This is a genomic window from Sediminibacterium sp. GW821-FHT12F12, assembly GCF_058806635.1.
The window spans coordinates 26,055-39,884 of sequence record NZ_JBXAPW010000013.1; the positions used below are offsets into that span (position 1 = coordinate 26,055).

The window sequence follows — 13,830 nt, forward strand, 5'->3', positions numbered from 1 at the left end:
TCAAGCAACATGGACGTATCAATCGTAATTCCTTTAATCAACGAGGATGAATCTTTACCGGAATTGTGCAGCTGGATAGAATCGGTTGTAACGCAACACCAACTTTCCTATGAAGTGATCCTGGTGGATGACGGAAGTACGGATGATAGCTGGGCTTTCATCGAAAGAAAATCGACAGAAAACCCGCATTTCAAAGGCATCAAATTCCAGCGTAATTATGGCAAATCTGCGGCCCTGAATGAAGGTTTTAAAGCCGCCCAGGGCGATGTGGTTATTACCATGGATGCAGATATGCAGGACTCTCCCGATGAAATTCCTGAACTGAGGAATATGATCATCCATGGCGGGTTTGATATGGTGAGTGGCTGGAAAAAAAAGCGTTACGATAATACCCTTACCAAAAATATCCCCTCAAAACTGTTTAATGCTACTGCCCGCTTCAGTTCAGGCATCCGGCTGCATGATTTTAACTGCGGTTTAAAAGCTTATAAACGGAAAGTGATCAAGAGCATTGAAGTATATGGAGAGATGCACCGTTATATCCCCATCCTGGCCAAATGGAGCGGCTTCCGGAAGATTGGTGAGAAAGTAGTAGAACACCGCCCGCGTAAATACGGCGTCACCAAATTTGGCTGGCAACGGTTTGTAAACGGCTTCCTTGATCTGGCTACTATTATGTTCCTCGGAAAATTCGGCAAAAGGCCCATGCAGTTCTTCGGATTACTGGGAACCCTCTTTTTTCTCATTGGACTTGGCTCCAGTATCTATCTGATTGCAGCAAAATTCATGACGGAAGATTTCAGCCTTACCAACCGCCCGTCTTTTTACATCGCCCTTACTACCATGATCATTGGTATGCAATTATTCCTCACCGGTTTTATTGCAGAACTGATTGCCAGAAATGCACCGGAAAGAAACAGTTATCTGATTGAAACCACTTTAGGAATTGATTAAATAGTTTGGGGTTTGGAGTTTGGAGTTAATGCTAAGATAAAGTACTCCAAACCCCAAACCCCAAACCCCAAACCCCAAACCCATGTCCCCAAAAGCCATCATCATCGGTCCCGCCTGGCCCCTACGTGGTGGATTGGCTTCATTTGATGAACGGCTCGCGCGTGAATTTAAAATGCAGGGATATGAGTCAATGATCTATACTTTCTCTTTGCAATACCCGGATTTTTTGTTTCCGGGAACTACACAATATTCAACCGAACCTGCACCGGCAGATCTGTCGATCAAGGTTTGTATCAATTCCATCAACCCGCTTAACTGGTTACGGGTAGGTAATGAATTGGCCAGGTTAAAACCTGATCTGATCATCGTACGTTACTGGCTGCCTTTAATGGGGCCTTGTTTAGGAACCATTCTGCGGAAAGTGCGGAAAAACGGTTTTACCCGTGTGGTCTGCATTGCCGATAATGTGATTCCGCACGAACACAGACCGGGCGATACGGCGTTCACGAAATATTTTGTTAAGCCCATCCATGCGTTCATTACCATGAGCGAAAAAGTGAAGGAGGATCTGCTTCTTTTTACCCATAAACCAGCAAGGCAGGTGGTGCATCCCTTGTATGATAATTTCGGAGATGCCCTCGATAAAACAGAAGCCCGTGCACATTTATCGCTGCCTACAGGTGAAAAGATCATCCTGTTTTTTGGTTTCATCCGCAAATACAAAGGATTGGATCTTTTGCTGGAAGCCATGCAGGATGTAAGAATACTGGCAGCTGGCATTAAACTGCTGGTGGCGGGTGAGTTCTACGAGAAAAGAGAAGAATATGATGCGTTGATCGAAAAACTGGGCATCGCCGGGCAATTGATCTTACGCACCGATTTTATTGCCGACAGCGAAGTACGTTATTACCTCAGTGCTGCCGATTTTGTAATACAACCTTACCGTAATGCCACCCAAAGCGGTGTTACCCCTCTCGCCTATCATTTTGAGAAACCCATGCTGGTGACCAATGTAGGCGGTTTACCCGATCTGGTACCGGATGGGAAAGTGGGGATTGTGACGGAACCTGAGCCAACTGCTATCGCCGAAGGCATCCTACACCTGTATGAATTAGGTGAAGATTATTTTTTGCCCCATCTTCGTGAAGAGAAGAAAAAATACAGCTGGCACCAGCTCGCTATGGCCATTGAACAGATGGCAAAAGAAAGCGCCTGATCGTAGTATTTCCCCTGCGGAAACTTACCGGTTGGCCGGTGCGGCAAACGGTTAATGCAAACAACCCATGATCTATCGCAGCAAAGCTCCTTTACGGATCGGTTTAGCTGGTGGCGGAACGGATGTGAGTCCTTACTGCGACCAGTTTGGTGGTGCCATTCTGAATGCCACATTATCCCTGCATGCACATGCCACTATTGAGACGACGGATGATGGGAAAATTCATCTGTATTCGGTAGACAAACAACAGGAACATAGTTTTGACTGGAATACACACTTACCCATTACCGGGGAGCTGGATCTGCTGAAAGGTGTTTATAACCGGATTCAGAAAGACTATCCCTTCACACAGCCGGGTATACGTCTTTCTACTTTTGTAGATGCACCTGCCGGCAGCGGACTGGGCACTTCCTCTACCCTGGTAGTAGCCATTATCGGTGCTTTTGCAGAAATGCTGAAACTGCCTTTGGGTGAATACGATATGGCGCATTATGCCTACGAGATAGAACGAAACGACCTGCAACTGGCCGGTGGCAGGCAGGATCAGTATGCGGCCACTTTTGGTGGTTTTAATTTCATGGAGTTCTATGGCAACGATAAAGTGATCGTAAACCCCTTGCGGATCAAACAGGAATACCTGAATGAACTGGAGAATAACCTGGTATTGTATTTCACCGCTACCACACGTGAATCAGCGTCCATCATTACAGAACAACAGCGGAATGTGAAAGAGAACAATACCAAAAGCATTGATGCCATGCACCAGTTAAAAGAACAGGCAAGGATGATGAAAGAAGCCCTGCTGGTAGGTAAACTCGGAGCCATCGGCGAGATCCTGGATTATGGTTTTAGGCAGAAAAAAAATATGGCGGCCAATATCAGTAACAGCTCCATAGATGCCATCTATGATTCGGCTATTAAGGCCGGTGCCACAGGCGGTAAGATCAGCGGAGCGGGCGGAGGTGGATTTATGATCTTTTATTGTCCGGGTAATTCGCGTTACAAGGTTATTGAGACATTGAATACCTTTGGCGGAAGGATCAATCCTTATCAGTTTACACAACATGGTTTAACCAGCTGGACAGCACAATGATCCGGCAAAACATAACATGCAAATGAACGCAAAGATTCAAAGTATTATCAGTGCCTCTATCGATGTGAAGCAGCAGATCCTGGCCGATGCCGCTTTTCTCCAAAACATAGAAAAAATAGTAGAAGTTGTAACATACGCCTTTCAGAGTGGTAAAAAAGTATTGTTTTGCGGTAATGGCGGCAGTGCAGCAGATGCCCAACACCTGGCAGCCGAGTTTTCAGGGAGATTTTATAAAGACAGAAAAGCGCTTCCTTCCGAAGCCCTTCACTGCAATTCCTCTTATCTCACTGCTGTAGCCAATGATTACAGTTATGATGTGATCTATTCGCGCCTGGTAGAAGGCATCTGCGAAGAAGGAGATGTTTTGATCGGATTAAGCACTTCAGGTAATTCAAAGAATATCCTGAACGCTTTTGCCGCTGCGCGGGATAAGAAAGTGATCACGGTTGGATTTACCGGCGCCAGCGGTGGCAAGATGAAGGAAGCGGGCGATTACCTGCTCAATGTTCCCTCTGCCGATACACCGAGAATACAGGAGAGCCATATCATGGTTGGCCATATCATCTGCGAACTGGTGGAAGCCAAAATTTTCGGGTAATGCGGGTTACCGAAGCGATCATTCTGGCAGGTGGTCTGGGTACCCGTTTACGGGAAGCCGTGCCAGATCTGCCCAAGTGTATGGCACCTGTTAATGGCAGACCTTTTATCGCCTATGTAATCCGTCATCTTTCACAACAGGGTATCACCCGTTTTATTTTTTCGCTCGGATATAAATCAGAAACATTTCTCGGTTTTCTATCCGAAACATTACCCGCAGGCACCTATGAAGTAGTGGTAGAAGATACACCTTTGGGTACTGGTGGTGCCATTCAATATGCTGCTCAAATAGCAGAACAGGATAATTTTGTAGTGGTGAACGGCGATAGTATTTTCCAAACGGATATTCAGGAACAGGCCGCTTTCCATTTTGCACGGAAAAGCTGTTGTACACTGGCACTGAAAGCCATGCAGAATGTTAGCCGCTACGGTACTGTAGAACTTACCGCGGAAGGAAGTGTTTGTCATTTCAGGGAAAAACAATTCTTTGAAAAGGGATTGATCAACGGTGGCGTATACCTGATCAACAAAGCCTGCTTACTTAGTAAAGGGCTACCTGAGAAATTTTCTTTTGAAACAGATTTTCTGCAACGGTTTTATACAGAGGGAAATATCTATGGCATAGAACTGGAAGGCTATTTTATAGATATCGGCATCCCCGAAGATTACCAGAGGGCACAAACAGAATTAACGTATTAGTATGCTGGACCTGACACAGATCAACAAAGACTGGACCTTATTCCTTGACCGCGATGGCGTGATCAATCACGATAAGGACAATGATTATATCCGCAACTGGGAAGAATTCCGTTTTTATGATACCACACTGGAAGCAATGGCCTTGCTGGCGCAAAGGTTCAGCAGAATTGTGATCGTAACCAACCAGAAGGGTGTTGGGAGAGAATTGATGACCCTGGCTGACCTGCAACGGATCCATCAGCATATGCAGGAAGAGATTAACAAAGCCGGCGGAAGAATTGACAGGATCTATTTCTGCGCTGATCTCGATAATGATTCCCCCAACCGCAAACCCAACCCCGGTATGGCTTTTCAGGCAAAGGCCGACTTCCCGGAGATCGATTTCAGCAAAAGTATTGTGGCAGGCAACCGCACCAGTGATATGGAATTTGGCCGTAATGCCGGTCTGTATACCGTATTTGTGGCATCCACACACCCCGAAACACCCTTTCCCGATCCGCGGATAGACCTGCGTTTTGATAACCTGTTAGATTTTGCCAGGGCCGTAAGGGTCTAAGAAAACCTTAAAATTGGCCGAACCCTAACCTGGGCTTCTTTCTGCTCGCAGATAGGGCGTAATATTGAGGTATGAAGCAAGTATTTGTATTTCTGTTTTTGTTTTGTATCCTGTTCTCAGCGAACGCGCAACAAAAGATCCCTGCTTCTGTACAGTTGTTGACGCAACTGGAAGAAAACATGCGCAATTATGCCAATGACATTGTGAATGGCGAAGAAGTGGGCGACCGAACCACAGCCGACAGCATCTTTACCAAAGCCCTGGTGCAGGCTTTAAAAGTGCCCTATTCTTTCTCCTACCCTTTTGATTCTCTGAAAACCATCTCCCATCTATACGCCCCCGACAGCAGTTTCCGCATATTTACCTGGCAGGTGATGAAAGACTTTTCTTATTACCGTCAGAAAGGAGCCATCCAGTTCCGTACGGCTGACGGTTCTTTGAAACTGATTCCGTTATACGATAACTCTCCTTTTACAGAAAACCCGGTAGATTCTGTGCGAACCAACGAACAATGGATCGGTGCCGTTTACTATAACATCATACAGAAGACCTACAACAATAAAAATTATTATACACTCATCGGTTATGATGAGAACGACGCACGCAGCACCAAAAAATGGCTGGAAGTATTGACTTTCGACGAAAGAAATCGCCCCCTCTTCGGCGGCCGTTATTTCAGCTATGCCAATGATGCTTTAAAACCGGCCCAACCGGCCTACCGTTTTTGCCTTGAGTTTAAGAAACAGGCCAATGCCCGTTTGAATTTTGATGAAGAACTGGATATGATCACTTTTGCCCATCTCACCAGCGAAACAGGCGAACCTGAGAACCGCTATACCCTGGTGCCGCTGGGCAGTTACGAAGGATTTAGATGGGTAAACGGGAAATGGGTGCATGTACCCGTTGTAAAAGAAGCTGATCCCAGGAATAATATTAACCCACCACAGCCCGGAGCCCCGAGAGGAGGAACGGTTTTTCCGGGAGGAAAAAAAGGGAAAGGCTAAAATTCAAAAGTCAAAATTCAAAAGTCAAAAAAATGAACCTTTTGACTTTTGAATTTTGACTTTTGACTTATCGATTTTAATCCAGTTTCAGTACTGCCAAAAACGCTTCCTGCGGAATTTCCACATTACCAATCTGGCGCATACGTTTTTTACCTTCTTTCTGTTTTTCCAGCAATTTCCGTTTACGACTGATATCACCACCATAACATTTGGCAGTTACGTCTTTCCGCATGGCGCTGATATTTTCTCTCGCTATTACTTTAGCGCCGATGGCGGCCTGTATCGCGATCTGGAATTGTTGTTTGGGTAATAATTCTTTTAACTTCTCACAGAGCTTTCTTCCGAAATCTTCCGCCCGGCCACGGTGAATGAGCGCGCTCAGTGCATCCACTTTCTCACCATTCAGCAGGATATCCATTTTTACGATATCCGCTTCGCGGTAATCGATCGGCGTATAATCGAATGAAGCATATCCACGGGTAGAACTCTTTAGTTTATCGTAGAAATCGAATACGATCTCAGTAAGCGGCATTTCAAATATCAACTCTACACGGGTGGGGGTAAGATAACTCTGGTTAATCAGGATTCCTCTTTTGCCGAGGCAAAGGGTCATGATATTACCTATATAGTCCGGCTGGGTAATGATCTGCGCCTTGATATAGGGCTCTTCGATCTTGGCCACTTTTACCGGATCCGGCATTTCGATCGGGTTGTTCACATTGATCTTCTCACCACGGGTGGTATAGGCCGTAAAACTTACGTTGGGTACGGTGGTGATTACTGTCTGGTTAAACTCGCGTTCCAGTCGTTCCTGTATGATCTCCATATGCAGCAGGCCCAGGAATCCGCATCGGAAACCAAAACCCAATGCCTGCGAAGTTTCCAGTTCAAATACCAGCGAAGCATCGTTTAACTGCAGTTTACCCATGCAATCGCGCAGCACTTCAAAATCGTCTGTATTCACCGGGAAAATGCCCGCAAATACCATCGGTTTTACTTCCTCAAAACCATGGATCATTTCGCCGGGGTTATTGGCGAGGGTAATGGTATCTCCCACTTTTACTTCCTTGGCGTTCTTGATGCCCGTAATGATATAACCCACATCGCCAGCTTTCACTTCTTCCTTAGGGGTCATACTGAGCTTCAGTACCCCTACTTCATCCGCAAAATAGTCAGAGCCGGATGCCACAAAACGGATCTTGTCTCCTTTTTTCAATACCCCATTCAGGATGCGATAATAAACGATAATGCCTCTGAAACTATTAAATACACTATCGAAGATCAAAGCCTGTAAAGGCGCGTCATAACGTCCTTCCGGCGCAGGGATCCGCTCAATAATGGCATGCAGGATCTCTTCGATACCAATACCCGACTTACCGCTGGCCAGCAGGATATCTTCCTGTTTGCAGCCGATCAGATCAATGATCTGGTCGGTTACTTCAGGAATCTTGGCCCCATCCATATCAATCTTATTGATCACCGGAATGATCTCAAGATCATTGTCAATTGCCAGGTACAAGTTGCTGATTGTCTGCGCCTGAATGCCCTGCGAAGCATCTACCAGCAGCAGTGCTCCCTCACAGGCGGCCAGGGCACGGCTTACCTCATAACTGAAATCTACGTGACCGGGTGTATCTATCAGGTTTAAAATATATTCCTCCCCTTTATACGGATAGTTGATCTGAATCGCGTGACTCTTGATAGTGATCCCTTTTTCACGTTCCAGGTCCATATCATCCAGTACCTGGTTCATCATGTCCCGGTCGCCAATGGTCTTGGTATGTTCCAACAGCCTGTCGGCCAGGGTACTCTTACCATGATCAATATGGGCAATGATGCAAAAATTCCTGATATTCTTCATAAGGCTGCAAAGATAAGTGCCCGCTACGAAGTATGGGGTACGATTTTCCACATCCGGAGGGGTGGATTGGTACAGTAGTCGGTTTTTACCGCTTAGTTCGTAGTTTTAAGCATGCTGTTGAAAAAAACCAACCGGAATGCCCAGGTAAACAATGAAACCGGCCTGGGTACCAATACGGCCCTGAACGGGGGACGTTTCTTCAACAAAAACGGCGCACCCAATATTGAAGTGCATGGTTTGCCGCTTTGGAGAAGGCTGAACATCTACCATTCGCTTCTGTCGATGCCCCGATGGAAATTCCTCTGTGCCATCATCCTTTTTTTTGTAACGGTGAACCTGTTTTTTGCCGCTATTTACCTGTGGATAGGTATAGACCACCTCGGCGGTATGGTAGCCACCAGCGACGGGGAAAAATTTGGCGAGGCTTTTTTCTTCAGTGCGCAAACATTTACCACCGTTGGATATGGCCGTATTAACCCGATCGGGTTCATGGCCAGTTTAACCGCTTCGCTGGAAGCATTGATCGGGCTGATGAGTTTTGCGCTGGTTACCGGTTTGCTCTATGGCCGTTTTGCCAGGCCCCGGGCCTATATCCGCTATAGTAAAAATGCCTTATTTGTGCCATTCAGAGAGGGCGTGGCACTGATGTTCCGGATGGTGCCGTATACCAAAAATTACCTGCTGAATGTGGAAGTGAAAGTGACGCTGGCACTGAGGATTGAAGAAGGCGGACAACTCAAAAATAAATTTTTCAATGTACCGCTGGATATTGCCAAAGCCACTACCATGACTTCCAACTGGACATTGGTACACATGATCAATGACGAGAGTCCGCTTTTCGGTTTTACCAGAAAAGATATAGCCGATGCAGAAGCAGAATTGCTGGTGTTTGTACAGGGATTTGATGAGAGTTTTTCCAATACAGTGGTGTCGCGCACATCTTACCGCTACGAAGATTTCGTTTATGGTGCTAAATTTGCGCCCATGTTTCATCCAGATGCTACCAACAGCACCACCATTTTACACATCGACAAGCTGGATGAATATTCCCTTGTTGACCTTCCCGCCTATTCAGCCTGATGCAGACGATCATTGGACAAGATATTGAAGCCGCTGCCACTTATCTCCGCAGGGAGGAACTGGTAGCTATTCCTACAGAAACGGTGTATGGTTTGGCGGGCAATGCCCTTAGCGAAACAGCCGTGATCCGGATCTACGAGGCCAAAAACCGACCCAGGTTCAATCCGCTCATCCTGCATGTGCCGGATATAAACAGTATCGAAAAGTATGCTGTGATGGATCCTGTAAGCAAACAACTGGCTGAAGCATTTATGCCCGGCCCTTTCACTTTGTTACTTCCTAAAAAAGAGATCGTACCCGAAATGGTAACCGCCGGCAGTGATAAAGTAGCCATCCGTATCCCCGATCATTCACTGACAGGAACTTTATTGAGCATTGTTGGATTTCCACTGGCAGCACCCAGTGCCAATCCTTTCGGGTATGTGAGTCCCACTACTGCCGAACATGTTTTACAAGGACTGAATGGCAAGATCCCCTATATACTGGATGGAGGTCCCTGCCAGGTGGGTGTAGAATCCAGCATTGCAGAAGTGAACGGGAACGAAGTAATTCTGCACCGGGCAGGTGGTGTAACGGCTGAAATGATTAAACATGTGACAGGTTTGCCGGTTGTTACAAATGCTCACGCAAACACCCCTTCCACACCCGGACAATTAAAAAGCCATTATGCCACGCATATCCCCTTGTATAAAGGGAATATGCATGAGCTGATGGAACAATTCAAGTATAAAAAAATGGCGGTGATCAGTTTTACAAAATTCTATCCGGTGGCAGCAGGTTCTTCCCTGTTTGTACTTTCACCGGCCGGCGATATACATGAAGCGGCCAGGCAATTATTTGCCACCATGCGAAAGATCGACACCATGGATATTGATGTAATACTGGCCGAAGATTTCCCCGACCAGGGAATCGGCAGGGCCATTAACGATCGGCTGAGCCGGGCGCAGGCCGTATTTAAATAATTATTTTTTCAGCGCATTAATGATGGCCACAAACTCATCTGCAATGAGCGAAGCGCCACCTACCAGTCCGCCATCCACATCTGCCTGTCCAAAAATTTCCACCGCATTGGCCGCTTTTACGCTACCACCATACAGGATGGAAATATTGTTGGCAACAGCTGCCCCATATTTGGCAGCCAGTTGTGCGCGGATGAAGGCATGCATTTCCTGCGCCTGTGCACTGCTGGCCGTTTTACCGGTACCAATGGCCCAGATGGGTTCATAGGCGATAACGATCTGCTGTAACTGCTCAGCGGTCAGGTGGTATAAAGATTCTTCCAGTTGTTTGGCTACATAGGTATTCTGCGTATTGGCTTCGCGGATAGCCAGTGGCTCACCACAACAGAAAATAGGCTGGATCTGGTATTCGAGACAGATATTCACTTTCTCTGCCAGTAACTGGTTGCTTTCATTAAAATATTCGCGGCGCTCAGAGTGGCCCAGTACCACGTAACGGATGCCGAGCGATTGCAGCATTTCAACAGAGGTTTCTCCGGTATACGCACCGTTCTTTTTGCTGTAACAGTTCTGTGCAGCTACAAACACATTTTTTTTGCCCGCCAGTTTCTGTTGTGCCATGGCCAGGTATGGGAAAGGAACCGCAAATACCGCCTGCTGGTTATCGGTTAATGAATGAGGGGTGGCCATGATGGTATCCAGTAAGGTTTCTCCCTGTTGCAGGGTAAGGTTCATCTTCCAGTTGGCTGCTGCGATTTGTTTTCTCATGCTTGAAATGAATTGAGTGGTTGCTTGCTTGTTTGTTTAATAATGATCAAAGATATATTGTAAGACGGCTATTTCCGAATGACTGAGGTTAGCTCCTTTTAAACGTTTCCAGTTATCGATGGCAGCAAAGGCTTTTGGCAGTTCATACCGGGTGCCATTCACTCCCCACGCAAAATTGGGAATAATGGTAGGCAGTAAACCCGCACCAAACACATTACAGCTAACGCCGATCATGGAACCGGTATTGATGGATGCGTTAATGGCCACCCGCGTATAATCGCCCATAATCACGCCGCATTTCTGTCCAACTCCTACATATTTTTCTGCTCCCATATCCCACACTTTCACTTCACCGGCTGTATTCTTGATATTGCTATTGGTACTGCCAGCCCCAAAATTACACCACTCGCCTATTACTGCATCGCCCAGGTAACCGTCATGGGCTTTGTTGCTGTAACCCATCATCACGGTATTCTTGATCTCTCCTCCACCCAAACAGGATGGTCCCAGTGTAGTAGCGCCATACACACGGCTATTCATTTTCAGAACAGCATTGTCGCCCAGCACAAAAGGGCCACGTACCGCCGATCCTTCCATGATCTCTGCATTTTTCCCGATATAGATGGGCCCCGTGGCAGCATTCAGGATGCAGAAAGAAAGCCGGGCCCCTTCTTCTATAAAAATCTGATCCGGCTGAACCGTTTGTACGCTTGCAGGAATCGGTTGTGAGGTTCTGTTGTGGGCTATCAATGTAAAGTCAGCCCTGATCTGCACATCATTCCACTGCATCAGTTGCCAGGGATGTCTTAGACGCTGAACAGTTGCCTGATTACCCACATGCGTAAAAGCGCTGAGAAGATTCGCATGGGCTGTTTGTAAAGATTGCTCCGTTTTACCGGCTATCAATCCTTGTTCATCAGCGATACAGCTATCTTTTTCCAATGAAAAGATCCTCTTGTATAATTCTGCATTACCTATCACCGATGCGTCTACCCAGGTATGTTCACCTTCCGGAATCGCTGGATACAAAGCCTGCAGATACGGCTCCGTTACCACAAACACCGGCTGCCCGGATAGCCGCTCCCATCTCTCCCTAGCAGACAAGATCCCGAAGCGCAGGTCTGCCACCGCCCGGGTTAAGGTAAAAGGATACAATCCCCTCCGGTAATGGTTATCGAACAGTATAATGGCCATGCTGCAAAGTAACTGATAAATTGAAATAGTCCCCCTGCCCCCTGAACCAAGAACCCAGAACCTACTACCTCTAACGTGAAACATGAAACCTGTAACCGGTAACTGGTACGCTCCCCAAAACTTTCTTACCTTGCACACTCAAACTGATAAAACCATACGTATGAGTCTTGGATACTTTTCTTATCCCTTACCGGCCAATGAGCCCGTTTTACAATACGCACCCGGAAGTCCGGAAAGAGCGGCCTTAAAAAAGACCCTTGCCGAGTTGAAAAAAAAGGAGCTGGATATTCCGATGTACATCGGTGGTAAAGCCGTGAAAACCGGAAAGAAAGTAGCTATCCATCCACCACATGAAAAGGATTTTACACTGGGTTATTTTCATGCAGGAGAAGAAAAACATATTCACCAGGCCATCGATGCAGCTTTAAAAGCCAAAGAGGCCTGGGCTGCCATGAGCTGGGAGAACAGGGCGCATATCTTTTTAAAAGCCGCCGACCTGCTGGCCACCAAGTACCGCTATCACATCAATGGTACCACTATGCTGGGCCAGAGCAAAAATGCTTTTCAGGCAGAGATCGACAGTGCCTGCGAACTCATCGATTTCCTGCGGTTCAACGTGCATTTTCTGAGTGAGATATACAAGCAACAACCGGTATCCTCTCCTGGTATGCATAACCGGATGGAATGGCGTCCGCTGGAAGGATTTGTACTGGCCATTACGCCCTTCAATTTCACTGCCATCGGTGGCAACCTGCCTACTTCAGCCGCCATGTGTGGCAACGTAGTGGTATGGAAACCCGCCAATACGCAGATCTATTCTGCACAGATGTTCATGCGTATCCTGAAAGAAGCGGGTTTACCGGATGGGGTTATTAACCTGGTGTACGTAGATGGTCCTACATTGGGTAAAGTATGTTTCTCGCACCGCGAGTTTGCCGGGGTTCATTTTACCGGTTCAACAGGTGTATTCAACAATATGTGGAAAGTGATCGGCGAAAACGTGGCTAAATACCGCTCTTACCCAAGAATAGTAGGTGAAACAGGCGGTAAAGATTTTGTAGTAGCACACAAGAGTGCTAATGTAGATGCCGTGGTTACCGCACTGGCCAGGGGAGCTTTTGAGTTCCAGGGACAGAAATGTTCGGCTGCCTCAAGGGCGTATATCCCCAGCAATATGGCCGAAGAAGTAAAGACCAAACTGGTGGCCGCCATCAAATCCATGAAAATGGGAACGGTAGAAGATTTCAGCAATTTTGTGAATGCCGTGATTGATGAGAAGTCGTTCACCAGTATCGCTAAATACATTGATGCCGCCAAAAAAGACAAAAAAGCGAAAATTTTAGTTGGCGGAAACTACAACAAAACCAAGGGCTTTTTTATTGAGCCTACCGTGATCGAAGCCAAAGACCCCAAATATGTGACCATGTGCGAAGAGATTTTCGGGCCGGTACTGACCCTCTATGTTTACCCGGCAGATAAATTTGAAGAAACCCTGAAACTGGTAGACAGCACATCGCCCTATGCCCTAACCGGTGCTATTCTTGCCCAGGACAGAACCGCTGTTGAACTGGCTACCGATAAACTCCGGAATGCAGCGGGTAATTTCTATATCAACGATAAACCCACCGGTGCCGTTGTAGGCCAGCAGCCCTTTGGCGGTGCCCGGGCTTCCGGAACCAATGATAAGGCCGGTAGCATGCTGAACCTGTACCGGTGGTTAAGCGCGAGAACCATCAAGGAAACCTATAATCCGCCGGTAGACTATAAATATCCTTTCCTGCAAGAAGCATAGGAACAGATGAACAGATGAACAGACGAACAGACGAGCAAGGAACAGATGAATAAAAAG

Annotated in this window: 13 protein-coding genes; 10 read left to right on the forward strand and 3 right to left on the reverse strand. The window is 46.8% G+C overall.

Annotation, left to right across the window (positions count from 1 at the left end; translation table 11 throughout):
• Window positions 1-9 precede the first annotated feature (9 nt).
• The 7 genes from AC1RNB_RS15675 (at window position 10) to AC1RNB_RS15705 (ending at window position 6,119) form a co-directional block, all read left to right on the forward strand.
• Complete coding sequence (locus AC1RNB_RS15675) at window positions 10-954, forward strand: glycosyltransferase family 2 protein (RefSeq protein ID WP_493084345.1); 945 nt, start codon at window positions 10-12, stop codon at window positions 952-954.
• A gap of 82 nt (window positions 955-1,036) precedes the next feature.
• On the forward strand, window positions 1,037-2,170 hold the full coding sequence (locus AC1RNB_RS15680) for a glycosyltransferase (RefSeq protein WP_493084347.1): 1,134 nt from the start codon (window positions 1,037-1,039) through the stop codon (window positions 2,168-2,170).
• A gap of 67 nt (window positions 2,171-2,237) precedes the next feature.
• Complete coding sequence (locus tag AC1RNB_RS15685; RefSeq protein WP_493084349.1) at window positions 2,238-3,263, forward strand: GHMP family kinase ATP-binding protein; 1,026 nt, start codon at window positions 2,238-2,240, stop codon at window positions 3,261-3,263.
• Between the two features lie 22 nt (window positions 3,264-3,285).
• Entirely contained in the window at window positions 3,286-3,861 is a 576-nt protein-coding gene (locus AC1RNB_RS15690) for a D-sedoheptulose-7-phosphate isomerase (protein WP_493084350.1), read from the forward strand.
• On the forward strand, window positions 3,861-4,559 hold the full coding sequence (locus AC1RNB_RS15695; protein ID WP_493084352.1) for a nucleotidyltransferase family protein: 699 nt from the start codon (window positions 3,861-3,863) through the stop codon (window positions 4,557-4,559). The genes AC1RNB_RS15690 and AC1RNB_RS15695 overlap by 1 nt, the downstream gene beginning before the upstream one ends.
• Window position 4,560: 1 nt before the next feature.
• Window positions 4,561-5,115 carry a D-glycero-alpha-D-manno-heptose-1,7-bisphosphate 7-phosphatase gene (locus tag AC1RNB_RS15700; protein WP_493084354.1) on the forward strand — a complete coding sequence of 185 codons (555 nt, stop codon included), beginning with the start codon at window positions 4,561-4,563 and terminating at the stop codon, window positions 5,113-5,115.
• A 71-nt stretch (window positions 5,116-5,186) separates the two neighbouring features.
• A complete protein-coding gene (locus tag AC1RNB_RS15705; protein WP_493084356.1) occupies window positions 5,187-6,119 on the forward strand; it encodes a hypothetical protein in 933 nt (310 codons plus the stop codon).
• A gap of 76 nt (window positions 6,120-6,195) precedes the next feature.
• Here the strand turns inward: AC1RNB_RS15705 and lepA are convergent, their stop codons facing one another.
• Entirely contained in the window at window positions 6,196-7,980 is a 1,785-nt protein-coding gene (gene lepA, locus AC1RNB_RS15710; protein WP_493084358.1) for a translation elongation factor 4, read from the reverse strand.
• Between the two features lie 111 nt (window positions 7,981-8,091).
• Between lepA and AC1RNB_RS15715 the strand changes: the two genes are divergently transcribed.
• Both AC1RNB_RS15715 and AC1RNB_RS15720 read left to right on the forward strand, forming a co-directional pair.
• Complete coding sequence (locus AC1RNB_RS15715; protein WP_493084360.1) at window positions 8,092-9,060, forward strand: ion channel; 969 nt, start codon at window positions 8,092-8,094, stop codon at window positions 9,058-9,060.
• Window positions 9,060-10,022, forward strand: a complete 963-nt coding sequence (locus tag AC1RNB_RS15720; protein WP_493084362.1) for an L-threonylcarbamoyladenylate synthase — start codon at window positions 9,060-9,062, stop codon at window positions 10,020-10,022. Before AC1RNB_RS15715 ends, AC1RNB_RS15720 begins: the two co-directional genes overlap by 1 nt.
• Here the strand turns inward: AC1RNB_RS15720 and tpiA are convergent, their stop codons facing one another.
• Together tpiA and AC1RNB_RS15730 are read right to left on the reverse strand one after the other, a co-directional pair.
• Window positions 10,023-10,787, reverse strand: a complete 765-nt coding sequence (tpiA, locus tag AC1RNB_RS15725) for a triose-phosphate isomerase (RefSeq protein WP_493084364.1) — start codon at window positions 10,785-10,787, stop codon at window positions 10,023-10,025.
• A 36-nt stretch (window positions 10,788-10,823) separates the two neighbouring features.
• Window positions 10,824-11,981, reverse strand: coding sequence for a putative sugar nucleotidyl transferase (locus AC1RNB_RS15730; RefSeq protein WP_493084366.1), 1,158 nt, complete (start codon window positions 11,979-11,981; stop codon window positions 10,824-10,826).
• Between the two features lie 160 nt (window positions 11,982-12,141).
• On the opposite strand from AC1RNB_RS15730, the gene pruA reads away from it, so the two are divergent.
• On the forward strand, window positions 12,142-13,773 hold the full coding sequence (gene pruA / locus AC1RNB_RS15735; protein WP_493084368.1) for an L-glutamate gamma-semialdehyde dehydrogenase: 1,632 nt from the start codon (window positions 12,142-12,144) through the stop codon (window positions 13,771-13,773).
• Window positions 13,774-13,830 lie beyond the last annotated feature (57 nt).